The organism is Actinomadura citrea (genome assembly GCF_013409045.1).
Lineage (GTDB): Bacteria > Actinomycetota > Actinomycetes > Streptosporangiales > Streptosporangiaceae > Spirillospora > Spirillospora citrea.
The window spans coordinates 718,697-744,915 of sequence record NZ_JACCBT010000001.1 but is presented as its reverse complement, the minus strand read 5'-3'; the positions used below and the strand labels follow the sequence as shown (position 1 = coordinate 744,915).

28 protein-coding genes and 2 pseudogenes are annotated in these 26,219 nt (G+C 72.2%); 11 read left to right on the top strand and 19 right to left on the bottom strand.

Annotation, left to right across the window (positions count from 1 at the left end; all coding sequences use genetic code 11):
* Positions 1-10: 10 nt before the first annotated feature.
* Both BJ999_RS03755 and BJ999_RS03750 read right to left on the bottom strand, forming a co-directional pair.
* Positions 11-1,264, bottom strand: a complete 1,254-nt coding sequence (locus BJ999_RS03755; RefSeq protein WP_179831971.1) for an NAD(P)-binding domain-containing protein — start codon at positions 1,262-1,264, stop codon at positions 11-13.
* Positions 1,265-1,292: 28 nt separating this feature from the next.
* Positions 1,293-2,582, bottom strand: coding sequence for a carboxylate--amine ligase (locus tag BJ999_RS03750; protein WP_179831970.1), 1,290 nt, complete (start codon positions 2,580-2,582; stop codon positions 1,293-1,295).
* Between the two features lie 117 nt (positions 2,583-2,699).
* On the opposite strand from BJ999_RS03750, the pseudogene BJ999_RS43410 reads away from it, so the two are divergent.
* Positions 2,700-3,470 (top strand): annotated as a pseudogene (locus BJ999_RS43410) (glycosyl hydrolase); the annotation flags it as partial.
* Between the two features lie 239 nt (positions 3,471-3,709).
* On the opposite strand, the gene BJ999_RS03740 reads toward BJ999_RS43410, so the two are convergent.
* Genes BJ999_RS03740 through BJ999_RS03705 form a run of 8 tightly spaced genes read right to left on the bottom strand, consistent with a single transcriptional unit; the run spans position 3,710 to position 13,203 of the window.
* Positions 3,710-5,170, bottom strand: a complete 1,461-nt coding sequence (locus tag BJ999_RS03740) for a glycosyltransferase (protein ID WP_218934924.1) — start codon at positions 5,168-5,170, stop codon at positions 3,710-3,712.
* Positions 5,163-6,347 (bottom strand): GNAT family N-acetyltransferase, encoded by a 1,185-nt coding sequence (locus tag BJ999_RS03735; RefSeq protein ID WP_179831969.1) that lies wholly within the window; start codon positions 6,345-6,347, stop codon positions 5,163-5,165. The genes BJ999_RS03740 and BJ999_RS03735 overlap by 8 nt, the downstream gene beginning before the upstream one ends.
* Positions 6,344-7,039, bottom strand: a complete 696-nt coding sequence (locus tag BJ999_RS03730) for a Wzz/FepE/Etk N-terminal domain-containing protein (protein WP_179831968.1) — start codon at positions 7,037-7,039, stop codon at positions 6,344-6,346. The genes BJ999_RS03735 and BJ999_RS03730 overlap by 4 nt, the downstream gene beginning before the upstream one ends.
* A 34-nt stretch (positions 7,040-7,073) precedes the next feature.
* Entirely contained in the window at positions 7,074-8,207 is a 1,134-nt protein-coding gene (locus BJ999_RS03725) for a glycosyltransferase (RefSeq protein ID WP_179831967.1), read from the bottom strand.
* On the bottom strand, positions 8,204-8,881 hold the full coding sequence (locus BJ999_RS03720; protein WP_179831966.1) for a polysaccharide deacetylase family protein: 678 nt from the start codon (positions 8,879-8,881) through the stop codon (positions 8,204-8,206). Before BJ999_RS03720 ends, BJ999_RS03725 begins: the two co-directional genes overlap by 4 nt.
* A complete protein-coding gene (locus BJ999_RS03715) occupies positions 8,853-10,571 on the bottom strand; it encodes a lipid II flippase MurJ (RefSeq protein ID WP_179831965.1) in 1,719 nt (572 codons plus the stop codon). Before BJ999_RS03715 ends, BJ999_RS03720 begins: the two co-directional genes overlap by 29 nt.
* Positions 10,568-11,899, bottom strand: coding sequence for an O-antigen ligase family protein (locus BJ999_RS03710; protein ID WP_179831964.1), 1,332 nt, complete (start codon positions 11,897-11,899; stop codon positions 10,568-10,570). Before BJ999_RS03710 ends, BJ999_RS03715 begins: the two co-directional genes overlap by 4 nt.
* Positions 11,896-13,203 carry a sugar transferase gene (locus BJ999_RS03705; RefSeq protein ID WP_179831963.1) on the bottom strand — a complete coding sequence of 436 codons (1,308 nt, stop codon included), beginning with the start codon at positions 13,201-13,203 and terminating at the stop codon, positions 11,896-11,898. The genes BJ999_RS03710 and BJ999_RS03705 overlap by 4 nt, the downstream gene beginning before the upstream one ends.
* A gap of 441 nt (positions 13,204-13,644) precedes the next feature.
* On the opposite strand from BJ999_RS03705, the gene BJ999_RS03700 reads away from it, so the two are divergent.
* Both BJ999_RS03700 and BJ999_RS03695 read left to right on the top strand, forming a co-directional pair.
* Entirely contained in the window at positions 13,645-14,883 is a 1,239-nt protein-coding gene (locus BJ999_RS03700; RefSeq protein ID WP_229810207.1) for a L,D-transpeptidase, read from the top strand.
* A gap of 52 nt (positions 14,884-14,935) precedes the next feature.
* Complete coding sequence (locus tag BJ999_RS03695) at positions 14,936-16,048, top strand: hypothetical protein (RefSeq protein WP_179831962.1); 1,113 nt, start codon at positions 14,936-14,938, stop codon at positions 16,046-16,048.
* Here BJ999_RS03695 and BJ999_RS03690 read toward each other — a convergent pair.
* Entirely contained in the window at positions 16,038-16,187 is a 150-nt protein-coding gene (locus BJ999_RS03690; protein WP_189269922.1) for a hypothetical protein, read from the bottom strand. The two genes, BJ999_RS03695 and BJ999_RS03690, sit on opposite strands and share 11 nt — an antisense overlap.
* 152 nt (positions 16,188-16,339) lie before the next feature.
* Complete coding sequence (locus tag BJ999_RS03685) at positions 16,340-16,711, bottom strand: ATP-binding protein (protein WP_179831960.1); 372 nt, start codon at positions 16,709-16,711, stop codon at positions 16,340-16,342.
* Between the two features lie 179 nt (positions 16,712-16,890).
* Here BJ999_RS03685 and BJ999_RS03680 point away from each other — a divergent pair, with 179 nt between their 5' ends.
* The 3 genes from BJ999_RS03680 (at position 16,891) to BJ999_RS03670 (ending at position 18,434) form a co-directional block, all read left to right on the top strand.
* On the top strand, positions 16,891-17,700 hold the full coding sequence (locus tag BJ999_RS03680) for a helix-turn-helix domain-containing protein (RefSeq protein WP_179831959.1): 810 nt from the start codon (positions 16,891-16,893) through the stop codon (positions 17,698-17,700).
* Complete coding sequence (locus BJ999_RS03675; RefSeq protein ID WP_179831958.1) at positions 17,697-17,882, top strand: DUF397 domain-containing protein; 186 nt, start codon at positions 17,697-17,699, stop codon at positions 17,880-17,882. Before BJ999_RS03680 ends, BJ999_RS03675 begins: the two co-directional genes overlap by 4 nt.
* A 150-nt stretch (positions 17,883-18,032) precedes the next feature.
* On the top strand, positions 18,033-18,434 hold the full coding sequence (locus BJ999_RS03670) for a hypothetical protein (RefSeq protein ID WP_179831957.1): 402 nt from the start codon (positions 18,033-18,035) through the stop codon (positions 18,432-18,434).
* A 268-nt stretch (positions 18,435-18,702) separates the two neighbouring features.
* Here BJ999_RS03670 and BJ999_RS03665 read toward each other — a convergent pair whose 3' ends face one another.
* On the bottom strand, positions 18,703-19,125 hold the full coding sequence (locus BJ999_RS03665; protein ID WP_179831956.1) for a hypothetical protein: 423 nt from the start codon (positions 19,123-19,125) through the stop codon (positions 18,703-18,705).
* Positions 19,126-19,250: 125 nt separating this feature from the next.
* Here BJ999_RS03665 and BJ999_RS03660 point away from each other — a divergent pair, with 125 nt between their 5' ends.
* Positions 19,251-19,436, top strand: coding sequence for a DUF397 domain-containing protein (locus BJ999_RS03660; protein ID WP_179831955.1), 186 nt, complete (start codon positions 19,251-19,253; stop codon positions 19,434-19,436).
* Positions 19,437-19,473: 37 nt separating this feature from the next.
* Positions 19,474-19,662, top strand: coding sequence for a DUF397 domain-containing protein (locus BJ999_RS03655; RefSeq protein WP_179831954.1), 189 nt, complete (start codon positions 19,474-19,476; stop codon positions 19,660-19,662).
* 6 nt (positions 19,663-19,668) lie between these two features.
* Here the strand turns inward: BJ999_RS03655 and BJ999_RS03650 are convergent.
* Together BJ999_RS03650 and BJ999_RS03645 are read right to left on the bottom strand one after the other, a co-directional pair.
* A pseudogene (locus BJ999_RS03650) lies at positions 19,669-19,856 on the bottom strand (helix-turn-helix domain-containing protein); the annotation flags it as partial.
* Positions 19,853-20,131 carry a hypothetical protein gene (locus tag BJ999_RS03645; RefSeq protein WP_218934923.1) on the bottom strand — a complete coding sequence of 93 codons (279 nt, stop codon included), beginning with the start codon at positions 20,129-20,131 and terminating at the stop codon, positions 19,853-19,855. The pseudogene BJ999_RS03650 and the gene BJ999_RS03645, both read right to left, overlap by 4 nt.
* A 93-nt stretch (positions 20,132-20,224) precedes the next feature.
* Between BJ999_RS03645 and BJ999_RS03640 the strand changes: the two genes are divergently transcribed.
* Both BJ999_RS03640 and BJ999_RS03635 read left to right on the top strand, forming a co-directional pair.
* Complete coding sequence (locus BJ999_RS03640) at positions 20,225-21,280, top strand: hypothetical protein (RefSeq protein WP_179831953.1); 1,056 nt, start codon at positions 20,225-20,227, stop codon at positions 21,278-21,280.
* 113 nt (positions 21,281-21,393) lie between these two features.
* Complete coding sequence (locus tag BJ999_RS03635) at positions 21,394-21,990, top strand: hypothetical protein (protein WP_179831952.1); 597 nt, start codon at positions 21,394-21,396, stop codon at positions 21,988-21,990.
* A gap of 98 nt (positions 21,991-22,088) precedes the next feature.
* Here the strand turns inward: BJ999_RS03635 and BJ999_RS03630 are convergent, their stop codons facing one another.
* The 3 genes from BJ999_RS03630 to BJ999_RS03620 form a co-directional block, all read right to left on the bottom strand.
* Positions 22,089-23,135 (bottom strand): CU044_5270 family protein, encoded by a 1,047-nt coding sequence (locus BJ999_RS03630; RefSeq protein WP_229810205.1) that lies wholly within the window; start codon positions 23,133-23,135, stop codon positions 22,089-22,091.
* Positions 23,128-23,727, bottom strand: coding sequence for an RNA polymerase sigma factor (locus BJ999_RS03625; RefSeq protein WP_179831951.1), 600 nt, complete (start codon positions 23,725-23,727; stop codon positions 23,128-23,130). Before BJ999_RS03625 ends, BJ999_RS03630 begins: the two co-directional genes overlap by 8 nt.
* 180 nt (positions 23,728-23,907) lie before the next feature.
* Positions 23,908-24,570: a GNAT family N-acetyltransferase gene (locus tag BJ999_RS03620; protein WP_268247790.1), complete on the bottom strand. Its 663-nt coding sequence runs from the start codon at positions 24,568-24,570 to the stop codon at positions 23,908-23,910.
* A 47-nt stretch (positions 24,571-24,617) separates the two neighbouring features.
* On the opposite strand from BJ999_RS03620, the gene BJ999_RS03615 reads away from it, so the two are divergent.
* Positions 24,618-25,013, top strand: coding sequence for a DUF3224 domain-containing protein (locus tag BJ999_RS03615; protein WP_179831949.1), 396 nt, complete (start codon positions 24,618-24,620; stop codon positions 25,011-25,013).
* A gap of 33 nt (positions 25,014-25,046) precedes the next feature.
* Here the strand turns inward: BJ999_RS03615 and BJ999_RS03610 are convergent, their stop codons facing one another.
* Positions 25,047-26,219 carry an epoxide hydrolase family protein gene (locus tag BJ999_RS03610; RefSeq protein WP_179831948.1) on the bottom strand — a complete coding sequence of 391 codons (1,173 nt, stop codon included), beginning with the start codon at positions 26,217-26,219 and terminating at the stop codon, positions 25,047-25,049.

Sequence of the window (26,219 nt, the reverse complement as noted above, 5' to 3'; positions counted from 1 at the left end):
GGAGGATTTTTCACCGCTGGGACGAGGTTCCCGGCTCCAGAAAGCCCGACGGCCGGCCGGCCGGCACCCGCACGCGCGGCGTCCGCCGGACGATGTGGTGCGCGATCCGCCGCGCGGCGAAGTCGGCGCCGTGCACGAACCGCATGACCGGCCCGAAGGTGGGGGCGGCGGCGAGGCCGGCGAAGTAGAGGCCTGGCGTGGACGCCTCGAAGTCGCGGCTGAGCACGGGCGCGCCGAGCCGGGTGGCGATGCGGTCGCGCAGTTCGGGCGCGAGCAGGCTGAGCCGCTCGACGTCGGGGACGTACCCGGTGGCGGCGATGACGTGCTCGACCTCCGTGACGAGGCGGCGCCCCTCGTGGTCGGTGGTGGTGAGGGCGACGCCGTCGTCCTGCTCGACGGCCTTGGCGGGCAGGCGGCCCGTCGAGACGCGGATCCGCTCGTCCAGCCGGTCGCGCAGCCACCACGCGCCCGCCGGCGGGAGCGTCTCGCGGACGATCCGCCGCCGGGTCCGCTCCGGCAGGTACCGGACGAGCCCGGGCCGCTCCGCCCACAGCCATGTCCGGTACCCGGTGCCGAGCCCGGACCTCGGGCCCTGCCGCAGCAAGGTGCGCGGCGACCGGTGCTCCTCGGGGACGGTGTTCCAGTCCAGGACGCGCCGCCGGGCGATCAGGTGCGGCCGCGCCCCGGCGTCGGCCAGCAGCACCGCCGTCTCCAGCGCGGACTGCCCGGCGCCGACGACCGCGACCTCCTTGCCCGCGAACAGGCCGAGGTCGCTGTGGGCGCTGCTGTGCGAGACGAGCCAGGACGGCATGCCCGCCAGCTGCTCCGGGATGTGCGCGAACGGCCCGACGCCGACCGCGACGACGACCGCGCGCGCCGCGATCGCCTCGCCCGACGACAGCGTGACGAGGTAGCCGCCCGCGACGCCCTGCTCGACGTTCACGACCTGCGCGTCCTCGGTGCCAGGGACGGCCTCCGCGGCGAACCAGCGCCCGTACTCCACGAACGTCTCCAGCGGGATCGGCTGCCCGACCCGCCAGCCGGGGTGGCGGTCGGTGAACCGCAGGCCCGCCTGCGGCGCCCCGAGATTGGATGCGAACGGCTCGGACTTGAGGAACATGCCGAGCGGCATGTTCGCGTCCCAGAACCGCATCGGCTCGCCGATGACCCGGACGTCGAGCCCGAGGTTCTGCAGGTAGGCCGCGGTCGACAGGCCGTAGGGCCCGGCGCCGGCGATGACGACGTCGCTGGCCGAGTCGCTCATGTTCGATTCCCCCCGTGTGTGCGTGGTGTTACCTGGTGCGGAGCCGCTCCACGGCGCGGAGCGCGCTGCGCCGCCCCATGGCTAGGAAGGGCGGCAGGTCGTCGCCCGCGTACCAGGCGAACTCGTCGGCCGCCCGCAGCGGGCGGAGGGTCTCCCGCAGCGGGCGCAGCCGCGGAAGCCGCGGCGATGCGGGACGCGAAGGCGTTCCGTGGCGCGGGCGCCGGGCCGACCGCGCGAGGTAGTGGTTCTCCACGAGCAGGTTGCGGCCGGGCGCGGGGCGCGCGTCCGGGACGGGCCGGCCCGACTGGTGCAGGTGCAGGACGCGCGCGAGGTCGAGGCCGTCCCGGTCGGTGAACAGCCGGAACTGCGCCCCGATGCGGGGGTTGAAGTCCAGCAGGTGGTGGACGCCGCCGGCCGCGTCGAACCGGAAGTCGAGGTCGACGAGCCCGCGGCAACCGAGCAGGTCGACGATGCGGACCGCGAGGCGTTCGAGGTCGGGGTTGGCGACCCACTCCCCCGCGACCGTGTGCCCGGCCTGCGGCGGGTGCGCGAGGTGCTTGCGGCCGGTTCCGCCGAACAGGCAGTCGCCGTTGTCGTCGAAGTAGCCCTGGAAGAACCAGTCGCCGCCCGCGGGCGGGATGCGCCGCTGCAGGATGAGCGGGCCCGCGCCGCCGTCCGGGTGACGGTCGCGCGTGGCGGCGAACAGCCGGTGCAGTTCGCCGAGCGTGGGCACCAGCGTGGTGCTGCGCAGCCCGGGGCGCAGCCGCCACGGCCGCGCCCATTTCGCGATCAGCGGCAGCCCGAGCGCGGCGGCGGCCTCGTCGACGTCGGCGGCCGACTCCGGCGTCAGGCTCGGCGGGCACGGGACGCCGTGCCGGTGGCACGCCTCCAGCAGCCGGGCCTTGTCGGCGACGCCGCGGGGGACGCCGGGGTCCTGGCGGGGGAAGACGAAGTGGGGTTGGAGACCGTCCGCGTGCTCGGCGACGAAGATCGCTCCCGCGTCGTCCATCGGGACGAGGAGCGCGGGTCGGCCGATGCGCTCGGCGATGGTCCGCAGGTGGAGCAGCAGCTCGTCCGCCCGTTCGGCGGGCGGGCCCCAGGGGTGCCCCCGGTACAGGTAGCGGGAGCGGGACGAGGGGTTGTCGCGCCCTTCGAGGATCGCGTGCACGGGGACCCCGGCGCGGCCGAGGCTGCGGATCACCGCCAGGGTGCCGTGGTGGAAGAGGTTGCGGTCGGTGCGCAGCAGCAGGACGGGAAGGCCCGGGTCGAGGCGCACGTTGCGGGACCGGGTGGCCCGCGGCCGGCTGTCGAAGAACATTCGTTCAGACCCATTCCCTCGTATCGCGGCGCACGGCATCCCTTCCTCACGGTAAATTTTCACATTTTCCGCCCGCCCGGCTTTTTCGCGGTGGGCTTCTAAGGGCATACGATACGCATGCGAGCTGCGGATATCCATTCGGCAGGACGACCGTCCGGACCCCGGCGGAAAAGGTCGCCGTTCTGGTGTCCACTCCCTCCTATTCTGGCTGCATCTGTGGTGCTGTTCGCGCTCATGGCGTCGGCTCTGGTGACGTGGCAGCAGCCCCGGGCAATTCACCGATGGACGGCACATGTGCCGTTGGGGGCGTTTCTGGGGTCGGGCCCGGAGGGCGTGGCCCGGGTGGCCCGCTTCGAGCGCTGGCTGGGCTCGACCGTGACGGTCGGGCGCACCTACCTGCCGGGTGACGACTGGCCGGGAATCGAGGGCCCCCGGGAGATGCTGGCCGCGTGGGCGCACTGGAAGGCCGCCGACCAGCGCCGCATGCTCGTGGTCAACGTCCCGATGATGGCGCCGAACGAGGCGGGGCTCCCCACGCCGGTGCTGGCCTCGCTGCTGCGCGCCGGCGCGCGCGGCACGTTCGACCGCCACTACCGGACGCTCGCCGGGCGGCTGGTCTCCCTGGGCGCGCGCGACACGGTCATCGTCCTCGGCTGGGAGATGAACGGGGAGGTCTACGCCGGGCGGTGCGCCCCGGATCCGTCCTCGTGGAAGGCGTATTGGCGCAGGATCGTCGGCACCATGCGCGCGGTGCGGGGCGCGCGTTTCCGGTTCGATTTCGCGCCGAACCGGGGACCGGACGCGATCCCGTGGACGGACTGCTATCCGGGTGACGACGTCGTCGACATCATCGGTTCCGACAGTTATGACCAACCCGAGGGAAAGTCGTTCCAGGATTTCGTCCACGAGCCGTACGGTCTGCGCGAGCAGGCGGAGTTCGCGACCGCGCACGGCAAGCCCCTCTCGTTTCCCGAATGGGGCTTGTTTCGCAATTCCGACAATCCCGCCTATGTGCGGGGGATGCACGACTGGATCATGTCGCACGACGTCCTCTACCAGACGATCACCGACTACTGCCCGCACGGGGTCTGGTCGTGCGGCGGCGGCAACCCGCGCTCCTCTGCCGCCTACCGGGAGCTGTTCGGCGGCGTGACCGCCCCGCCACCGCCGGGCAAGGGCCCCTTCACCCCGACACCGGCCGCCTCCGCTCCGGCCGCCTCCGCCCCGGCGGCCCCGGCCGCCCCGGGATCGGCCGATCCGGTGCCCTCCGCACCGACCGCACCCGCACCGACCCCACCCATGCCGACCCCGCCGGCGGCGCCCTCACCCGCGGCGCCGTCCGTCACCTCGTCGATCGGGCCGCCCTCCAGGCCGCCCGCCAAGCCGGTGACGCCACCGAGGCCGCCGTGGACGGGGCCGCCCGCCACCGCCCGCGCGTCCACCAGGGCCTCCGCGGGGGTCTCCCCGAACCCGGCGACGTCGCGGGTGACGGCCGCGAGGAGCGCCACCGTCCGGCCGATGTCGTAGGCGGCGGACGCGGCGGCCGCCGCGCGCCCCTCCCGCTCGGCGATGCCGGGGAACAGCAGCCGCCCGGCCATCTCCTCGGCGAGCGCCGCGGGGTCCTCCATGGGCACCAGCGCGCCCAGGCCCGGACGGACGACCTCGGTGATGCCCGGGATGTCCGTCCCGACGAGGGGGCGCCCGGTGGCCAGCGCCTCCAGCGCGGTCAGTGGCAGGCCCTCCCACCGGGACGGCAGCACGACGAGGTTGGACGCCGAGAGCCAGTCCCGCGGGTCCTCCACCGCCGGGACGAACCGGACCCCGGCCACCCGCTCGCGGCGCAGCCGGTCCAGGTCCTCGCCGTCGCCGACGATGGCGAGCTGGGCGGAGGGGCAGCGCGCGGTGACGCCCGGCCACGCCGCGACCAGGACGTCCTGACCCTTCTGCCGGGTCAGCCGTCCGACGCACACCGCGAGCGGCGCGGCCGCCTCCAGGCCGAGCCGGGTCCGGGCGGCGAGGCGCGCGTCGGCGTCGGCGGGCGTGAACCGGCGCCGGTCGACGCCGTTGCGGACGAGCCGGTACGGCCCGCGCACGCCCGCGCGCATGCCCTCGCGCAGCTCGCCGATCCCGACGCAGACCAGGGCGTCGCTCCACCGGGCTCCGGCGCGCTCCCACAGGCGGCTGAGGGTGTCCAGCCGGCCGGTGGCGGCGAGCCACGACCAGCCGTGCGGCTGGAAGATCGTGGGCGTGCCGAGCGGGCGGCGCAGCAGCCGCCCGGCCAGGCCCGCCTTCGAGGAGTGCAGGTGCACGACGTCCGGGGCGAAGCCCTTCACCAGGCGGCGGAGGCTCAGCGCCTCCAGCAGGGTGCGGGGGCCGGGGGCGCGCCCGGCGTCCCAGTTGAGCCAGGGCACCCCCGCCGCCATGCACCGTTCGGGCAGGTCGCCGCCCGGCGGGCAGGCGACGGCCACCTCCCAGCCGCGCCGGCGCTGGTCGCCGGCCGCCTGCCCGACGTAGACGGCGACCCCGCCCGCGTTCGGCTGGCTCACGTGCAGGATCCGCAGCGCGGTGTCGTCCCGCGGGTCAGTCATGGAGCAGCGGGGACGCGCTCCCGGACAGGCCGGCGTGCGCTCCCGGTCCCCCGCGCCGCCGCTCCGCCAGGTACGCGCGGGTCCGGGCGAGCCCGGCGTAGGCGGCGGCCGAGGCGGTCCGCCCGAGGATGATCCGCTCGTTCCGGACGGGCGTCGGCCGCCACTTCAGCTTGTACGGCTCGTCCCCCCGCAGGAGGCTGACGCCCTGGCGCTGCAGGTCGCGGGCGAGGGCGAGGTCCTCGCGCAGCATCATCAGCGAGACGTCCACGCAGGACCGCAGGTCCGGAAGCGCGCCGTACAGGTAGGCGCCGACGTGGCGGTGCCCGATCAGGACGAGGTCGCTGGCGACAAGCCGGTCGTCCCACCGGTACTGCAGGACGGCGGCGCGCCCGTCGCGGACCATCCCGGCCGCCGCCTCGGCGAGGTGGCGGCGGAACCGCCCGCGGGTGTGCTCGGGATTGATCGGGCGGCCCCGCCACTGCCGGACGTGCAGGTCGAGAAGCGCGTGCACGGCGTCCGGGACGCGGTCCGCGGGAACGCTCTCCGCCGTGATGCCGCGCACGTCGATCTTGCGGAGCTTGGCGCGCATCTTCCCGGCGGTGCGGCCCGGGAGCCGGTCCAGGACGGCGTCGATGCCCGTGTCGAAACCGGCGCCCCCGCCGGCGGGCAGTTCGAGGCACACCGAGGACGGCGTCCGCCACGCGCGGCGCGGCCACTGCGCCGCCACCAGGTGCGCCGCCGAGCCGGGACGGACCTCCCGCAGGTCGAGCGCGCACCATCCGCGCTCGTCCAGCAGGGCCCTGGCGAGGTGCCGGACGGCTCCGCCCGCGTAGTCCGGGTCGAGGAGGACGTCGGTGAAGTCGCTCTGGTCCGCGGCGATCGGGACGAGCACCGGGAACCCGTGCCGGACGCCCGCCGCCAGCGGCGCCGCCGCGACGAGCCGGCCGCGGCACCGGACGGTGGCGAGGCGGAGCCGCCCGCGCGCCCCGTACCAGCCCCACCACGCCTTGATCCACTCGTACGCCTGGAAGGGCGTCGCGGCCGGGCTGCGGTCGTAGAGGTCGCGCAGGTCGTCGGCCAGGGCGATGAGGGCCTGCTCGTCCCGGTGCACCTCCGCAGACCATTCGGTGTGGCCGCTCGGCGAGGCGGCCAGTGGTGAGGGCGCGGTCACGGTCATGAGCCCACCTCCACCCGTCCGGTGGGGACGGGACCGGGGATGGCGGCCGTGCCCCCCGCCGAGGGGACGCGGCCCCTCTCCCGCCGGCCCGCCCGCTCGCGCCGTCCGCTCATGACGGCGGCGGCGAGCCCGGCGAGCAGGATCCCCGACGCGGTGCCGACGGCGACGCCGAGCGGCAGGTTCGGCGACGACGGCGCGGCGGGCGGCTCGGCGAGCGTCATCAGCGCGACGCGGACGCCGGTGTCGGAGCGGTGGGACGTCCCGTACCGGACGAGCGCGTCGGCGGCGGCGTTGGCGAACGCGGCGGCGTCGCCGGCCGTCCGGCCGCTCCCCGCGAGCTTGATCAGCGGGGTGTCCGGCGAGGTGGACGCCTGGATGTGCTCGCGGGTGGAGCCGTTCTCCCCGTCCGGCAGCGGGAGCGAGGAGTAGGCGAGGGTCTCCGGGAGCGGCGCGAGCCGCCCGAACGCCTGCGCGAAGCTGACCGCCGCCGGGCCGGACTGGCCCTGCCTGGCCTCCACGACCAGGACGAACGCCGTCGCGGTGTAGGTGGTGGGCGCGAACACCGCGTAGCCGAGCCCGCCGAGGAACCCGGCGAGCACGAACGCGATGGGCAGGCCGAAGCGCCGGACCGTCGCGGTGACCCACCCGCGCAGGCGCCGGGCGGCCGGGCCGACCCGGCCGGCCCGACGCACCGATCCCGGCGGTCTCTGCGGCCTCCTCCTGGCGTCACGTCGCTGCATCATGAGCCCTTTCTCGTATCGGTTCGGCCCCGCCCGCGAACGGACCGGGGCGGTAGAGCCGGGCGAGCTCGGCGGCCCGCTCGGCGACGGCGTAGCGGGCGACGGCGGGCGGCACCCGCGTCCGGTCCCGGGGCCGGCGCAGGACGCGCCCGAGTTCGGTGCTCCAAACCCCGGCGTCGGAGGGCAGGCGGCGCGCGTCCGGGGCGTCGCCCGGCGGCAGGCAGTCGAGGGCGGGGCAGGCGGTGTAGCGGACGGGCAGCCCGGCGGCCAGCCCCTCCAGGACGCCGAGCCCGAACGTCTCCTGGACGGACGGCGCGGCGAGCACGTCCATGGCGGCGAGCGCGCCCGCGACGTCCGACGACGCCCCGGCGAAGACCACGCGGCCGGAGACGCCGCGCTCGTGCGCCAGCCGGGCGAGCGCGTCCCGCGCCGGACCCGCGCCGACGAGCAGCAGCCGGACGCCGTCCAGCCGCGCGATCGCCTCGACCAGCAGGTCGAACCGCTTGGTCGGGACGAGCCGCCCGACGCCGCCGACGACGGGCTCGTCCCGGCCGATCCCGAGGCGGCGGCGCGTCGCGGCCCGGCGCGCCGGGTCGAACGCGAAGGCGGCGGCGTCGACGCCGTTCGGGATCACGACGATCCGGCCGGGGCGCACGCCCCAGGCGCGGAGCCGGGCGGCGACGGCGGGCGACACCGCGACGGTGGCGGATCCGAGCCGCTCGGTCGCCCGGTACAGGGCCCGGACGCCGCGCGTCGTGGCCCGGCCCTCGATGTGGCCGTCGCCGAGCGAGTGCTCGGTGGCGATGACGCGGGGCGCCCCGGCCATGCGCGCGGCGATCCGGCCGTACACGCACGCCCGGTAGAGATGGGTGTGGACGACGTCGTACCGCCCCCGGCGGATCAGCCGGGCCAGCCGGGGCAGCGCCCCGAGGTCCCGGTTGCCGCGCATCCCGATCTCGTGGACGGGCACGCCGGAGCGGCGGATCTCCGCGCCGACGGCGCCGGCCCGGGTGAGGGTCGCGACCTCGCAGGAAACGGGCAGGTGACGCAGCAGCAACGCGAGCTGGCGTTCGGCGCCGCCGTGCTCCAGTCCGGTGATGACGTGCAGGACCCGGGTCACACGCGGCTCCTCCGGCGCAGCTCGTGCCGGACGAGCTTGACGCGCAGCCGCAGCGGGCCGTCCCGGTCGCCGACATAGGTGCGCGGCAGCGCGTGCCGTCCCGGCTCCTCGGGGCGGATGTCGCACGCGTAGTCGTATCCGGCGGCGCGCACGGCCTCGACCTCGCGGGCGGTGGCGTGCCCGTAGGGGTAGGCGAAGCCGGTGACGGGGCCCTCGACGAGGTCCTCCAGAACGGCGCGGCTCTCCTCCAGCTCCTCGCGCAGCTCGGTGTCGTCCGTCTCGGGGAGCGAGACGTGGTGGCGTCCGTGCGAGGCGACCTCCATGCCGACGCCCGCGACGGCGCGGATCTGCTCGGCCGTCATGAGCGGCTTGCGCGGTCCGTCGTCCCACGCGTTGTAGGTGCCGATCCGCCCGGACACGACGAACACCGTCGCGCCGAACCCGTACCGCACCAGCGCCGGGACGGCCCGGGTCGCGAAGTCGGCGTACCCGTCGTCGAAGGTGAGGCCGACCAGGCCGCGGGCCCGTCCGGCGGCGTGCGCCTCCAGCAGCTCGCGCGTGCCGACGCCGCGCAGGCCGCGCGCCCGCATCCACGCCATCTGCCGCCCGAAACGCGCCGGCGACACCGTCACCAGGTGCGGGTCCTCATCGAAGTGGTCGACCGAGTGGTACATCAGTACCGGCGGCGCGTGCCGGATGCCCTCCGCCGTCCGCGCCGGCCCCGGCAGCTGCGCCGGCCCCGGCAGCTGCGCCGGTTCGGTCAGATGAGTCGGTTCTGTCGGCTTGCTCACTGCTGTCCCCCGATTCGATGCGGCCGCGCCGGTGGCGCCCACCGAACGGCCGTGAAGCGATCCTTGGAGCGACGAGGTCGGGTCCCGCCAGGACGGCGAGGACGGCGAAGACGGCGGCGACCGCGAGCCCGCCGGCCGCCAGCTGGAGGAGCACCGGCGCGTCCAGGGCCCCGGCGGCGAGCATCCCCGCGGCGCAGGCCCCCGCGGCGGCGAGCACCAGCCGCGACACGTCGGCGGCGACCCGGCGCAGCGGGACGGGCGCGACGCCGCGCCGCAGCCCGGCCAGCATCAGGACGGCGGCGAGGGTGATCCCGGCGGCGTTCGCGGCGGCCAGCGCGAGCGTCCCGGCGGACGCGGCGAACGCGCCGCCGATCGCCGCCGTGACGGCCAGGCCCGCGGCGAGCACGGCCGCCGGGCGCCAGGTCGGCTTCCTGCCCGCGAAGAACGCGCGGGCGGCCAGGCCGACCGCCATCTGCCCCCACAGGCCGAGCGCGTACACGCGCAGGATGGCCGCGGTGCTCGCGGTGTCGGCGGACGTGAACTCGCCGTGCTCGAACAGCACCCCGATGACGGCCGGCGCGCACGCGACCAGGAACGCGGTCGCGGCCAGCACCATCGCGCTGGCGACGGCGAGGTCCTGCCGGATGCGGCGGGCGACCTGCGCGGTGTCCCCGTCCGCCGACGCGCGGGCGAGCCTCGGGAACGTCACCGTCACGATCAGCAGCGACAGCACCATCGGCACCTGCGCGACCTTCTGCGCGTAGTTCAGGTGCGAGATCGACCCGGCGGCCAGCCCGGCCCCGAGGAACCGCTCCACGAACACCTGCGCCTGCCGCGTGACCGTGTAGACGACGATGGGGGCGATGGCCGCCAGACCGAGCCGCACGTCCACGCTCCCGGCCGGCGCCGGCGCGTCCCGCAGGCACCGGACGAACGCCGGGAGCTGCACCGCGACCATCAGGAAGCTTCCGGCGGCGACACCGATCGCCGCACTGGTGATGCCGACGGCGCCGGACAGGCCCGCGATCAGCGCGAGGATGCCGACGTTGTAGGCGAGGTAGATCGCGGCGGGCGGCCCGAACCGGTGGTGGGCGCGCAGCGTCGCGCTCATGAAGCCCGCGACGCCGAACGTCACGACGGTGACCGCGGTCAGCCGGACGCACTGGACGGCCGGGCCCTGCTCGGCCAGGCCGGGCGCGAGGGCGTCTACCACCGCGGGCGCCGCGAACGCCAGCGCGCCGGTGATCACCGACAGGCCGAGCACCATGCGGGGCAGGGCCGTGCCGACGAGGGGGCGCAGGCCGTCCCCGCGCGCGAGGAGCCGCGTGATGACGGGGACCATGAGCAGCGCCATGGCGTCCTCGATCAGCAGCGGCGAGACGGTCTCGGGGATCGTCCAGGCGACGAGGAACGCGTCCGTGCTGCCGCTGGCGCCGAACAGGTCCGCCATCACGAGGTCGCGCAGGAACCCGAGCCCGGTGCCCGCCGCGATGAGCACCCCCGACACCATCGCGGCCCGTCCCACCGAACCGGGGGCCCGCTCCTTCCGCAGACGCTCGCCGCGCTCGGTCATGACGTCCTCCCGCCGGGGGACGCCATGGCCGCGGAAGCGCCGGCCGCCCCGAACGCGCGTGCCGCCGTGAGGCCGAGGATGACGCCGACGAGCGCGCACGTGGGCCCGCCCAGGTCCGCGTACAGGAAGTTGATCAGCAGAAAGGCCAGGAGCCCGACGCTCGCCAGCCAGAACGGGTCGCGGGCGTCCCGGCGCCTCCACAGCCCGGCGACGATCATGGCGAGCAGCGCGGCGAACCCGGCGAGGCCCACCACGCCCTGCTCGGACAGGAACAGCAGGTACTCGTTGTGCGGCGACAGGAGCGGCTGCCGCACGTAGCCGTTGACGGGGTCGTCGGTCTCGCTGCCGGACGACAGCTCGATCGTGGCGTAGGTGTCGCGGTAGGCCGGGAAGTTCTTCACCCCGACGCCGGTCACCGGGTGGTCCTCCCAGATCCGGACGGCGGCCGCCCACAGGTTGTAGCGGTCGTCCACGGACTGGTCCGGGTCGCTGACCGAGCCCACCGTCGACCTCGCGCGCTCGACGACGGCCTGCGACCCGCCGCCCGCGACGCCGAGCAGGACGAACATCAGCGCGCCGCAGCAGGTCAGCACCTTGACGGCCGTCCACCGGTCGAACAGCACCAGGGTGAGGACGGCGGCCGCGCCGAGCGCGATCCACGTCCCGCGGCTGAGCGCGAGCGCCAGCGCGGCGCCCATGACGGCGATCCCGGCGAGCGCGGACGGGACGGCCGCGGCGCCGTGCCCGGGCGCCGTCAGCGCGAAGGCGATCAGCACGAGGAACGCGAATCCGACGACGATCGACATGGCCATCACGTCGAGCGCGCCGAACGTCCCGACCGCGCGGATGTTCCGGCCGCCCATCGACGCGCCGTTCCCGGTGACCGCCTGCCAGATCCCGTACGCCGCCTCCGCGAGGCCGAGGCCGAGCACCGACCAGCAGACGGTGGCGAGGTCGCGCCGGTCCCGGACGAGGACCACGACGGCGAGCGGCACCAGCACGAAGACCTGGAGGTCGCGGACGAACCCGGCGAGGCTGGAGCCGATGTCGGCCGAGTGCACGGTGCTGATCCCGAGCGCCGCGACCAGCGGCCCGAACGCCGGCAGGGCCAGGCGGGGCAGGCGCGCTCTTCCCGTGACCAGCATCCCGGCCGCGACCAGCACGAGCACGACGCTGGCGACGTCCCCGGCCGTGACCTGCGTGCCGGGCCCGAACGCCTGCGCGCCGGGCGGGATCCCGGCGCACGCCACGACCGCCGCGACCAGCAGGCTCGGGCGCCTCGGCAGCGGCCTCGCCAGGAAGGGAGCGGTGGCGGCGTGCGCCGTCATGCGGGGTCCCGGAAGAGCATCGCCCGCGCCGTCAGAAGCAGGATCTTCAAGTCGCCGGTGAACGACCAGTGGTCGATGTAGTGGTTGTCGAGCCTCGCCCGGAGCTCGATGGAGGTGTCGCCCCGGAACCCGTGGATCTGCGCCCAACCCGTCATCCCGGCCGGGACGCGGTGCCGCGCCACGTAGCCGGGGCAGGTGCGGGAGAACTGCTCCACGAAGTGGGGGCGTTCCGGGCGCGGCCCCACGAGGCTCATGTCGCCGCGGATGACGTTCCACAGCTGCGGGAGCTCGTCCAGCGACGTGGCGCGCAGGAAGCGGCCGACACGGCCCATCCGCTCGTCGTCCTTGACGGTCCAGCGGGTGTCGGCCTCCTGCTCGTCCGCGGGCTTCAGCGTCCGGAACTTCAGCAGGACGAACTCCCCGCCGCCGAGCCCGATCCGCCGCTGCCGGAACAGCACCCCCGGGCCGCCCTCGGCCCGGACCGCGACCGCGCACGCCGCGAGCAGCGGAAACGCGAGCACCAGGACCACGAACGCCACGACGACGTCGAGCACCCGCTTGGCGCAGCGGGCAGCCGGGTCGCGCAGGCGCCACTCCACCCGCGCGCACGGCAGCCCGGCGAGGTACTCGCGCCGCCCCGGCGCGACCGGGACGACGTCCGACGGCGGCTGGACGAGCAGCGTCTCGCAGGGCAGCGCGAACGACAGCCGCAGCACCGCGTCCAGGCGGTCGGGCGGCACGTCCTCCGCGACGACGACCAGCGTCTCGATCCCGTGCGCCTCGACGAGCGACGGCAGGTCGGAGGTCTCCCCGAGGACGGGCGCCGCGCCCGGAGTTCCCTCCGGGTCCCCCGCGGACACCTGCCCCGCCACCGCGAGCCCGAGATCGCCGCGTTCGCGCAGGACGTCGAGCACGTGGGCGGCGGTCCCGCCCGTCCCGACGACCAGCGTGGAGCGGGCCCGGGAGCGGCGGCTGCGGTAGGTCCTCACCATCGCGTTCACGAACCCGCGCGTGCCGAGCTGCACCGTCCCGCAGAGGGCGGCCGTCCACAGCCAGGCCGGGGCGTCCGCCCGCAGCAGCGCCGCGATCCCGCAGACGAGCAGCGTGCGGAGCAGGAGCGGCGGCGCGTCGGCGAACAGGGACGGAGCGCGGCGCGCCCGGTACAGCCCGGCCGCGCCGTTGAGCCCGACGACCGTCAGGGCGGCGAGACCCGGCAGGACGCCGCCTCCGGTGAGTGACACGGCGGCCGCCATCGTCCAGCCGTCCAGTACGGCGAGGCCCACCGGGCACAGCCCGGCCAGCATCCGCGTCCTTCGCGGAACGACCGGCCGGCCGCCCGCCGAAAGAAGGTCCGGAGGGACCGCGCCGGAGTCGACGGAGAAACTCAGCCCCTGGGCTCTCATCGCGCGTCCCCTTCACAGACAAGCACCTTGCGGGGCCGTCGCAAGCGGCCACGGATCAGAATCGCACCTGGTCAGAGCACAAATCGCCGCTTTTAACCGGGGCCGCCGCAGTCTTGAAGAGAAGATCGACAGGGCGGTCGCCACGGACATGGCCTCAGAAAGATCATGCGAAGTGGCCACCGCATGCGAACCTCTGCGAGACCATGGACGTCTATAGGTGAGTCGGACGCCGAGACCTGCCGTCCCGCCTCCGAGTGGGACGGGAATAAAAGGCCGTTCCGTATTCGATCTTGTAGCCGGACCCGCGTCGCGCGGGATCCGGCGGGCTGTTGAGGGAGAACGGTGCGAGGTAAGGCGTTGGTGGTGGCGCTCGTCCTGGGCCTGGCGACCGCGTGCGGCGGGAGCAGCGGCGGCGGCGATGGCGGCGGCGGGACGACCACGAAGGGCGACGACGGCGCCCCCCAGGTGACGATCACTCCGGCGAACGGCAGCGGCAAGGCGCGCCCCGACCAGGGCGTCATGGTGTCGGCCGCGGGCGGCAGGCTCGGCGACGTGTCGGTGAAGCTGAAGGGCGCCGACGTCCCCGGCAGCCTCTCCGCCGACAAGACCAAGTGGCGCTCGACGTGGACGCTGCAGCCTGGCGGCAGTTACCAGGTGTCGGCCACGGCGACGTCCGACAAGGGCAAGTCCACCACCGCGACGAGCGCGTTCCGGACCACCCGCTCGACCGCCGCCACCCGCGTCAACAACGTCGTGCCGAGCCAGAACGAGACGGTCGGTACCGGGATGCCGGTCTTCGTCCAGTTCAACAAGGCCGTCCCGGAGAAGGCCAAGCCCGCCATCGAGCGCGCCATCGAGATCTCCTCCACCACGCCCACCGAGGGCGCCTGGCGCTGGCTGACCGCGGGCGAGTCCTTCAACGGGCTGCCCTCGGTCGTCTTCCGCCCGAAGCACCCGTGGAAGGCGCGCCAGACCGTCACCGTCAAGGTCCACTTCGCGGGCCTGAAGATCGGCGACGACGTCTTCGGCGACCGCGACACGATCCGCACCTTCAAGGTGGGCGACTCGCACGTCGTCAACATCAACGCCAGGACGCACCGCGCCGTCGTGAAGAAGAACGGCCGCGTCGTCCGCAACTGGGGCGTCAGCCTCGGCAGCGGCGGCGACGTCCAGGGCGACGGCGTCGACCACCTGCTCACCACCAGCGGCGTCCACCTGACCATGGACCACGTCCGCCTGGAGCGGATGCGCCCGCCCGGCAAGAAGAAGGGCGACCCCGGCTGGTACGACGAGAAGGTCCCGTGGGCGACCCGCATCTCCAACAGCGGCGAGTACATCCACCAGAACATGGACGACCCGACCTGCCTCGGTAACCGCAACTGCAGCCACGGCTGCGTCCGCTCCCCCGCGAGCGACGCGCAGTGGTTCTTCCACTGGTCCTACCGCGGCGACCTCGTCACCATCAGCGGCACCAAGCGCAGCCTCCAGTGGACGAACGGCTGGGGCTACTGGCAGCTCTCCTTCTCCAAGTGGACCAGCGGCAGCGCCCTCGGCAAGCCCATCACCACGTCCCACGCCTGACCCGTCCCGGCCACTACCCTTCGTGACCAACAGGTCGCGGGGGGGTGCCCGGGTGGCAGCGAGAATCATCCTTCACATCGGCGTGCAGAAGTCGGGCACGACGTTCCTGCAACAAGTGCTGCAGGCGAACGCCGAAGCACTCGCCGACGCGGGCGTCCGCTACCCCGTCAGCCCAGACTGGGCCCGGGGGAAGCGGACGGTCGCGAACCACGAATGGGCGAGCTACGGGCTGCTGGGCACGGAGTTCCCCTGGGTGTCGCGGGACCGCGCGTCCGAGGAGACCTCCTCCTGGCAGACCCTGCTGGACGACGTGAAGTCGACGCCCGGCACGGTGCTGCTCTCGGCGGAGGCCCTGGCGGTCATCCGTAAATCCGCGATCCACCGCCTCCTGGACGCCCTGGGCGCCGACGAGGTCGAGGTCGTGGTCACGGCCCGCACCCTGGGCTCGGCCCTGCCCTCCCTCTGGCAGCAGCACATCCGCAACGGCCGCACGATGACCTTCGAGCGCTACCTCTCCGGTCTCGCCACCCAGCGGGAGAAGGGCCGGGACCACATCGAGACGGACCCGTCCGCCCACCTGTGGCGCGCGTTCGACCTCGGCGGCCTGACCCGGCGCTGGTCGGACGCGGGCATCACCCGCATCCGTGTCGTCACCACTCCCGGCACGCCCCCGCGCCTCCTGTGGCAACGGTTCGCCGAGGCGATCGACCTCCTCGCCTTCGCCGAACCGCCCACCATGCCCACAGACCGCGCCCACACCGGCCTGACGGCTCCGGAGACACTGGTCCTCTCGTCGATGAACGCGGCCATGAAGCAGACGTCCTGGAGCGGCCAGAACGCCGACTGGATCCGCCAGGCCGTCACGGCCCGCTTCCAGGCCCGCCGCCAACGCGGCGGCAAGGTCGCCATCCCGCCCGAATGGCAGGCCCGTCTGGCGGAGTGGAGCGAGGAAGACCTGGCCGCCCTCCAGCACACGCCCGCCCAGATCGTCGGCGACATCGAAGACCTGCGCTACGACCCGTCCTCGGACCCGGCATCTCCGCCGACCCCCGAGGAGATGGCCCAGGCCGGCGCCGAAGCGGCCCTGGCCCTGGCAGCGGTGGCCCTCCAGGAGACCATGATCCAACGCAACATCCGCCGCCTACGCCAGCGCCTCACCACGTAGCCGGGAACATCCGCCCCTTCAGCACCAGATCGACTCGTTCCCCGGCAGCCTTGGCGTCCCCGCACGGGAAGAGGGCCTTCCCCCGCTGGACGTCCTGGTAGACCCACGCCCCACCGACGACCCGCACCCGCAGAACCATCCCCACGTCCTCAGCGACCCCACTGGCATAGACCCAGAGCAGCGGCGTGGGGAACTCGCGCCCGTACAGCTTCACGCACCGCCACCCACGCGCCCCGACCGCGAGCGCGAGCAGATCCAGATACCGGACGGACCTCCGCCTACGCCATCGCCTCAGCACGAGACCCTCGCCCACACCCACTTGCCGGTCTCGCCCTCGGCGACCCCGCACCCGGACGCCAACGCCTGCACAAGCGGCAGCCCCCAGCCACCCGTCCCGTCGTCGTACCCGTCGTCCAGCGCCCGAGCGTCCGGCCCGAAATCCCCCGGCCGCATCGCAGGCCGCGTCACCGGCCTCTCCTCAGCCGAGTCCCACACCGCGACCAGGACGCCCCGCGCCTCCCGCACGCACCTGATCCTGATCTCCCGCTCCCCCGCGACCCGCACGGCATTGGTGACGAGCTCCGCGACGATCAGCAGAACGCTCTCGGCCACCCTCTCCAGCCCCCATTCCGAGAGCCGCAGCCCGACCACCGTCCGCACCATCCCCGGCACCGTCCGATCAGCCAGGCAAGAAATGTCCACCTCGCCCACACCCACGGCTTCTACCACCATTTCCACCACCCCCCTCTCTCCAAGTCGTCGAGACAACAGTGCGATCGCCGAGTTAAATTGGCCACACTTTCAATCGGACCGAAAACAAAGGATCTTCAGGAGGGTCGGCAATGGAAAGTCACGACTCACTCGATCCGGGATCATCACTCTGGGACCTCGTAGCCGTTCAGCTGCGACTTCTCCGCCTGAACCACCGTTGGACGTGCCAGCAAGTGGGGGACGTGGCGAACGCCTCTCGGTCGCATGTTTCAAACTGGGAGGCAGGCCGCCGACGCCCCAACCAGGCGAATCTCGTGCCGTTGGACGAGGCATGGGGCACGGCAGGATTACTGACATCCCTCGCCGAACACGCCAAGGACGGCCACGACCGCCCCCGCGTAGGCGCCTTCTTGCAGTACGAGCGCAACGCCACGTCCATCAAGGCCTACACGTCCGACGTCGTGTTCGGCCTGCTCCAGAGTGAGTCCTATGCTCGCGCACTCTTCCAGAGAGGCGGCGTGGTGGAGGACGTCGAAGGAGCCGTCAGAGAACGCCTGGAGCGGCAGCAGCGCCTTTACACGGCCAACCCGCCTCACCTCTGGGTAATACTCGCCCAGCCGGTCCTGTGGTGGCAGGTTGGGGGCGCAGAAGTGATGGCCCAGCAACTCGCCAACCTGCTCCGAATGGCGGAGCTCGACCACGTCAGCCTGCGGGTGCTTCCCGTCTCAGCAGGATGGCCGGGAGTGAGTGGTTCACTCAGCCTCATGAGCACACGCAACGCAGAAGTCGCGTACCTGGAGTCCGGGCGCATGGGACGACTGGTCGATCGCCAGTCCGAAATACGGGAGTTCAGCGTACGCTATGACAAGATCGGAGCGCTTGCGCTCCCCGAGGACCAGTCAGCGGCGCTGATCAAGCACATGTTGAGGTTGATTGAATGATCACTTGGCGCAAATCCTCTCGCAGTGACGAGACTGGTGGCCAGTGCGTCGAGTTGGCCGCACTCCCCCACGCGATCGGCATCCGAGACAGCAAAGCCCCCGGCGCAGGTCACCTCACCCTCACCCCTCACGCCTTCGCCGACCTCGTCACCCGCGCCAAGCGAGACTCTCTGCCGCGTTGACCTGAGGACCCTTGCCCATGCTGACGATCCGGTGTGCTGGGCGCTCACGATCAAGCCATGGCCCACTGACCTATAGGCTGATCTGCGCGAACTTCGCCTATCAGGATCGATCGGGGTGACCGGACCGCGATGCCGACTCACGAGTGGACCATGGCCGATGATGACCATGGCTCGCGTCCGCGCCCGAGGCGGAAGACCTTCTTGATCTTTTCCCTGGGTGTGCCGGGGCTCCTGGGGCTGCTCGCCGCGCTCTACTCGATCGGCGCGCTGGGAGGGAACACCTCGTCCCCCGGCCCGAAGAGCTACAGCACCCAGGTCGAATGCCGGGTGAACACATCCGGGTCACAGGGCACGGTAACGATCAGTGGCACGATCAGGGGCGACGCGAAGAGCTACACGGTCACCGTCGAGGTCATGGATGCGGCCTCCCACCAGCGGGTCGGCCTTCAAACCTTCGAGGTTCGCGGCACGAACACCTTCGAGGGAACCACTGCGGCGCAGGCTCCGATCGGATCCGCAGGCATCGAATGCAAGATCACCAAGGTCGCCTGAGACGCCATCTCGTTCCCGGTGCGGGGCCAGGTCGCCCCTCCCCCGGCCGGTTTCGCGGCGGAGGCACCGCCACCGAGCCCTTCAGCACCAGCTCCATCCGCTCGCCAACTCTTCGCGGGCGTCCGGTGCGGCCCGCCCTGGGCTGCCGGCGCCGGGCCCGCTCAGATCGGTCCTTGCCTGACGCCGTTCGACGGCCCCGGGTGACTCGAGCAGATCAGGCGGCCGGGAACACGGTCCCGGCCGCCTGCAGGGGGTTGGTTCTCCGGCCTTACTTCTTCGAAGCGTCACCGGAGGACTTGAGGTCCTGCCCCTGAGGGGTCGCTGTTCCGGCCGCGCGGACCATGCCGGCGCGGCGGGTGATGGAGTCGGCGAGGACACCTGCGAACAGGGCCAGGCCGACGGCGCAGTAGACGGCTCCGCCGTGGCCGAAGACGAGCAGGTAGCCGCTCCGGCCGAGAGCCGCGAAGCCGGTCCCCAGGATGGCGTACCTGCCGACCGTGCCGAAGAGGGCGCTGACTGCGCTGGAGCTGATGGCGAAGAAGGCGCCGACAACACCGCCCAGCGTGGCGACCTCTCCGACATGGCTCGCGCTGATGGCGCCGGCCATGGAGACCACGAGGACCACACTGCCGGCGATACCACCGACGAGCGCGGCGACGAGGATGGCGCGAAGGATGGTGCCAGCCTTCATAGGTTCTCTCCCGATTTCGTTTTTGCCCGCTTACTCGCACGGGTTCGGAAGAAACCGTACCGAGTCGGCCGCATCGGCGGGGACCGGCGGGTCTCGTATGAGCTGAGACGAGATCGTCGGAGACGGTGTCGATTCACTGGCGTAAATCCACTCGGTCAGAAGATCACGGCAACTGCGTCGAACTGGCCGCACTCCCTCAGGCGGTCGGCATCAGGGACAGCAAAGCCCCCGGCGCAGGTCACCTCACCCTCACCCCCCACGCCTTCGCCGACCTCGTCACCCGCGCCAAACTGGGGAGACTGCCGCCCTGACCTACCGCCCTCCGGGACGGAACAAGTAGGAGACGATGTGACGGAAGATCTCCCCGTGTGGCGTAAAAGCACCCAGGGCACCTCCGTCCAGTGCGTGGAAGTGGCCCGGCTTCCCCACGCCGTCAGCATCAGGGACAGCAAGGCACCCGACGCCGGTCACATCACCCTCACGACTCACACCTTCGCCACCCTGCTCGACCTTGCCAAGCAGGGCGAACTCCCGTAGCACCAGGTGGGGCGGCGTGGACGAGCGGTCTTCCAGTCCGAGTTCGCCGTGGCTCCGATATCGATCGACCCACTTCGAAGCGCACGCCCGGGACACCCCATCTCGGCTGCGACATGCGCAATCGGTCTCGTCCGGCAACGCTCGACCAGTCGACGGCGTCCCTCCACGGTGAGGGGCACGTTCCGGTGTGTCATGCGGTGGAGCCAGGCGCGGAGGGCCGCTTGGTGGTGTCCCGCCTGGAGATGGCCTCTGCCACCTCATCAAGGGCGGTGCGCAGGAAGGCGCCATAGGCGTCCCGACGGAGGTTGGGGGCGTGCTCTTTGGCCGCGTTGATGTGCTCGGTGGCCGCGTCGAAGGACCCGAGTCGGCGGTAGGCGTCGGCCAGGTTGACCGGGACGCCGTGCTCCAGGCCATCAGTGATCTGCTCCAGGAGACGAGGAGACGCCGGTACTGACGGCCTCCCCCGCAAGCTCCCCGTCCCGCCCTCTGGGGCATCGCCATCACGATCACCGGCGTGGATCCCGGGCCTGCGTGCGGACACGCGTGCCGCTACCGTCCAGGTGTGATCACTCCGCCGCCCTTCGCCTTGCTGGAAGACCTGCTCGGCAGCCGGACCGACGATCCTCGGCTGGCCGACCTGCACCGGGCCCACGGTCTGCGACCGCCGCCGACGTTCCCCGACAGGGACGGCTGGGACGGCATGGGTGTCACCGAGCAAGGGTGGGAGATGGCCTACAAGGCCACCGTGAGGGTTCCCGATCGCTACCCCTCACTCCGTGTGCGCGGCTGCGGTCCGGTGATCGGCTATGTCACCAAGGTCTACATCACCGAGTCCTACCCTGCGCCGGTGCGGGACGGTCTCACGGTCGCGCTGCCCGAGCCGGAGGCGCGCGCACGGGCACTGGACAGCATGACCGCGGAGTACGGGAACGTGGTCCACGTGCTGCACCGCGACGAAGAGAGCACGTTCGAGGTGCGGTACCACGAGGACGGCCGGTTCATCTGGTACCTGCTGACCCTCAACGAACGCGCCGAGAACGACCCCGAGCTGCTGCGGGCGGCGGCACCGGATGCCCGGGAGATCCCGTTCTGGCCGTCCCTCGACCCCGATGAGTCCTTCCCCACCGCCCTGCGGGCGCTGAAGGTGCACCAGGACGCCTCCGGCCTCGACGGCCTCGACTTCGAGACGTCCGACCACTTCGAGTCGGGGGCGGTCGCGTCCTGGACCGGCGACGACGACGCCGACCGGGAGTTCCGCGTGTTCGGGACGGACGGCAGCGGCGGGCAGGTCGCGTTCTGGCGGGTCCATGAGGGACTCCCGATCGAGCAGCAACCCGTCGTGCTGTTCGGAAGCGAAGGCTACGTCGGCCCGGTCGCCAAGGACCTGTGCGACCTGCTCCACCTTCTCGCCGCCGGCGTCGGCCCTTTCGAGGCCGCCATGGCGTACACATCCGACGAGGACATCGACGACGAGGACACCGCCCTGCGACCCGAACTCGCCCGCATCGCCGAAATCCACCTCCAGCGCCGCGAAGGCCGAACCCCGAAGGCGGTCGTCGAGGACGCAGAGAACGCATACGCCGACGTCAGAGACCGTGTCGACGCCCTGAGCAGATGAACCTGGCGCGGCACGCCGGTGAGCTACGCACCACCCGAACCCGAGCACGACAGCCGGAGCATCACCAGCGTTACGGCAAGCTCTTGAGGAGTCGGGGAAGGGGCGGTGTCGGCGTGAGCGGCGTTCAGGATGATCTCGTGCTCCGGCCGGACTTCCGGGCAGGACTGATCGTTCTGGCCGTCCTGGCGGCGGCCACGGTGAGCATCGTCGCCGCGATCCTGATCGGCGACGCCCCGGCCGTTTTCGCCCTGATCGTGGGCGGCCTGTTCGCCGTGCTGATCCCCCTGGGGATCGGGGCCCTCCTCAGCGCCCGGATCACCCTGACGGCTCACGAGTTGGTCGTCCAGGGACTGTTCGGCCGGAAGCGCCGGCCACGCTCGCGCGTCGCAGAAGTCGTGCGCGCGAGCATCATCGCGCCCCGCGGAGGGGCGGGCGAGAGCCTGTTCCTACTCGACGCGCAACGCGCCCTGCTCTTCAGGGTGCAGGGCGGTCTCTACACGCGCGAGGATCTCACCCGGTTGGTGGACGCGCTCGGCGTGCCCTGCGGCGGGCCCGAGGGTCCCGTCGACGCCAAGGAATTCGCCAAGACGTATCCGGGCCTTGTGTCGTGGGCCGAGCGGCATCCCTACCGGATCGCCTTCGCGGTCGCCGGCGTCGTGTGCGCCGGAGCCATGGCGCTGGCGCTCGTTTCGATCGCGACGGCGTCCTGACCGGTCCTGAGTGCCCCCACTGCGGCCTCCACAGGGAACGCGGCCGTCACGGCGGAGTGGGGCCGGTCGAGGTCACCGGCCCCACCTGCGCATCGGGCTCAGTTCACCGCGGGGGGCTGGTCGGCGATGGAGATTTTCAGCTGCGCCGAGTTGGTCAGCACGCTCCCGACCGGCGCCTGCGCCTCCCGGGCCTTGGTGACGACGCTGCGATGTCCGAGGAACTCGTAGGTCTTCTCGTCGAAGATGTACTCCTCGCGGACACCAGAGCCGGCCGTGGCCAGCGTGACGGCGACGCCGGTCCGGCCCGCCGCGTCCACCGCGCGGCCGACGGTCGTGACGCCGTGGATGGCCGCCGCCGCCCGGAACAGCGCGGCCCTCTGCGCGCGGGGCATGTAGGCCTCGGTGAGCATGCCTCCGACGTTCTGCCACGCCGTGGCGTCGGCTTCGGGGCCGGTGCCCAGGCCGATGTACAGGTGCTCGTACATCTTCGCCGGATCGACCGGCAGGCGGCTCAGGTAGGCGTAGTCGTTGCGCAGGTGCTCGGCACGGTCGTCGAAGTCGGCGGCCTTGGACAGCGAACTGTTGCCGACGTCCTGACGGGCCTGGGACGGGACAGGCCATCCCGGGTAAGCCTTGGGCTCCAGCTTCTTGGCCCACAGGACGCCGTGTGTTGCGTCGCCGTCCACGGGCAGCCAGATCTTCCGTTCCTGCCGGTCCAGGTACCGTTCGTGGCGACCGCCGGAGTTGCTCTCGACGGTGTCCGTGGTCCGCGAGGCGAAGACCAGGAACTGGCCGGGACGGGGGTGCAGCTCCGGGGACTTGGCCGCGCTGTCGGCGGCCCGCTTGAGCACCTGCACCGACGCCACGGGCATCGTGTGCACGACCTGAGGAGCGCCGGGCTCCCCGCCCGCGTTGACCGCGATGACCCCGGCCGTGGCGGCGGCAGTCAACCCGGCCGCGAGACCGACCCATCCCCGCCGGGCCCGCCGGCGGCGGTCGGAGGTGCGCTGCACGGCGGCGCGCTCCCGATCCGGGCTCGTTTCCTGAATGGCGTTCATCAGTAGGCGCTCCTCGGCCCGCACGTCGGTCAGGTCGAGCTCGGGGACGTCCGAGCGGAACCGGTCGAGCTCGGTCATCTCATTCATGGACGGGCTCCTCACGGACGTAGATATTGGATTCGGTCGCACCGAGGTGCCTGCGAAGCCTGTGCCTGGCCCGGTTGATGCGGGACCGCACCGTCCCGACGCGCACGTCCAGCGCCTGCGCGGCCTCCGCGTAACTGAGATCGCCCCAGGCGACCAGGAGCAGCGCGTCGCGGTGCCCCCTCGGCAGCGCGGCCAGCGCCCTCGCCAGCGCCCTGGCGGACGCCCCCGCGCTGAGCCGTTCGTCACTTCGCTCCGTGAACGGCTCCATCACCGGGTCGGTGCCCATCCGCTCCAGGACGCGGAGCTGCCGCACCTCCGCCCGCACATGCCGGCCCATCAGGTTGGTGGCGATCCCGTACAACCAGGGACGCGCGTTCGGACGAGCCAGGTCGTACCGGTCGCGCTGCCGGAACGCGGCCAGGAACGTCTCGGCCACCACGTCCTCGGCCGCATCGGCGCCCAGCCGGCGGATCACGTACCGCTTGATGTCCGGGGCGTATCGCCGGAACACCTCGGCGAACGCCTCGGGCTCCTGCCGGGAGCGCCTGATGACGGATGCGTCATCGGCGTCCTCTTCACTCGCAGTGCTCATACACGGCCTCTCGGCTTCGGGTCGGGACACCCGTTGTTGCCGAGCCGCCCGCTTCCGGTTCCCACTTCCTGGCGGTGGCAGCCGACTCCGGGGGCACATCGCCGGGGCGGACACGGCGGCGCGCATCGGCCCTCAGCGCGGTCTCGATGACATGCCCGCCGCGACCATGTTGGCAGCCGCCTACCGAGGGATGATGTCCAGAATCATGTCGAGGGATCTTTGGCCGTCGGGCCCGGTGAAGGATCCGACCGTCCTGAAGCCGTTCTTCTCGTAGTAGCGGATGGCACGGGGGTTGTCCGCCAGGACGCCGCCCCACAGGATGATCCTGCGCTTGCCGAGTCGCCGGGCGACCTCGCATATGAGCGGAAAGACCTGCGTCGCCAGCCCCTTGCCCTGGTGTTCGTCGGCCAGGGTCGGGCCGAACCGGCAGTCGGTCCCCTCGTCCAGGTGGATTCCGGCCTTGCGGTAGCGCGCGACGTCGTTCTGCGGCAGCGAGAGACTGAACTCCAGCAGCCCTACGATCCCGCCCGACGCTTCTTCCTCCAGCACCAGACGAAGCTTGTCGTAGCGCGCGATGGCCGAACACAACTCCCGGGCGGCCGCCAGGTCGTGGCCGTCGAACGTGCTGAACCTTCGAGTCTCAGGGGACAGCCCCGTGAGGAAACCGGCCAGGCTCTCGGCGTCGGTGCGGGCCATGGGGCGAAAAACGAGGCGCGCGCCATCGGGCGACTCCAGATGGCGGGTCAGGACTTTCGGGGGCCTCGGCGATTCGCGCGAGGGCGAGCATAAGACTCCTTCGTACGTCCCTACTGCGCTGAGACCGCGGCGGCACGCGGGGATCACCGGGGGGCTGGAGGTGCTTCGAGAGGCGCGGACTAGTCTTCGGCACCATGACCTACCAGCAGGAACAGCGCACTGTCGAGGCCAAGTTCGAGATCACCGACTTCGACGAGAGCGTGTACGAGGAGCCTTCCGAGGGGCCCAGGATGACCCGGGTCGCGATCCGCAAGCGGTACCAGGGCGTGATCGACGGTACGGGCGTCGCGGAGGTGTTGACCACCCAGGGAGGTGCCGGCGGCGGCTATGTGGCATCCGAGCGGATCGAGGGGACGCTCGACGGGCGACAGGGCACCTTCGTCATCCAGCATTTCGGGCTCGCCGACGGGGAGGAGCAGAGCAGCCACGGCAGCATCGTCCCCAACTCCGGAACCGGAGGCCTGGCCGGCATCTCCGGCCAGGCGATGGAACGCGAATTCCAGGTTCTCACCCTCACCTACACGCTGTAGACCAACGCGACGAGGGGTGGCAATCCAGCGCGTTCACCGATGAGCGGCCAGCACCGCCGCGAGGCCTTCTTGCAGATCCTTGACGAAGTACTCGGGAACCTCCAGCGACGGGAAATGTCCCCCGCTTTCGGGCGACCTCCACCGGACGATCTGTCGGTACCGCTCCTGTGCCCAGGGGCGCGGACACTTCTCGATGTCGCGGGGATACATACTGATCGCCGACGGGACGTCGACCCGAAGTTCGGGATCGAGCGAGTTGTGGCTTTCGTAGTAAATGCGGGCCGCCGATGCGCCGCTTCGCGTCAGCCAGTAGAGGGTGACGTCGTCAAGAATCCTGTCTCTGGAGATCGTCTCGAACGGGCTGTCCTCGGTGTCCGACCACTCGGCGAACTTGTCGAGGATCCAGGCGAGAAGCCCGACCGGTGAGTCGACGAGCGAGTAGCCGATGGTCTGCGGTCGGGTTGCCTGCTGCTTCGCGTACGCCGCGCGGTGCCGCCAGAAATCGCGGGTTTCCTCGGTCCACCTGCGCTCGACCGCCGTCAGCCCGTCCGTCGTCAACCCGGGCGGCGCCTCCGCGAACAGTGTGTGGATGCCGAGAACGTGCGCCGGGAACCTGCCGCCGAGAACCGTGGTGATATTGCCTCCCCAGTCGCCGCCGTGGGCTGCGAACTTGCTGTAGCCGAGCCTTCCCATCAGTTCCACCCATGCGGCCGCGATCTTTTCGGTTCCCCACCCGGTGGTGGCCGGCTTGTCGCTGTAACCGAAGCCTGGCAGCGACGGGACCACGACGTGGAACGCCGGCGCGTCCGCATCTTTCGGATCCGCCAGCTCGTCCACCACATCGATGAACTCGGCAATACTGCCCGGCCAGCCGTGCGTCAGGATCAGAGGAGTGGCGTCCGCGCGCGCGGAGCGGCGGTGCAGGAAGTGAATTCCCAGATCATCAATGGTCGTGCGGTACTGGCCGACACGGTTGAGGCGCTCTTCGAACGGCCGCCACTTGTACCCGGTGCGCCAGTAGTTCACGACATCGACGAGGTCGGCGAGAGGAACGCCCTGTTCCCATCGGCGAGGGTCGGGCGCGGCGCGACGGACCGTCTCGGCCTCCGGTAGCCGCGCCGCGGCCAGTCGCGCCCGCAGGTCGTCGAGGTCGGCGTCAGTCGCGCGGGCTTCGAATGCTCGGACGTCGCTGGTCGGACGGGGCAT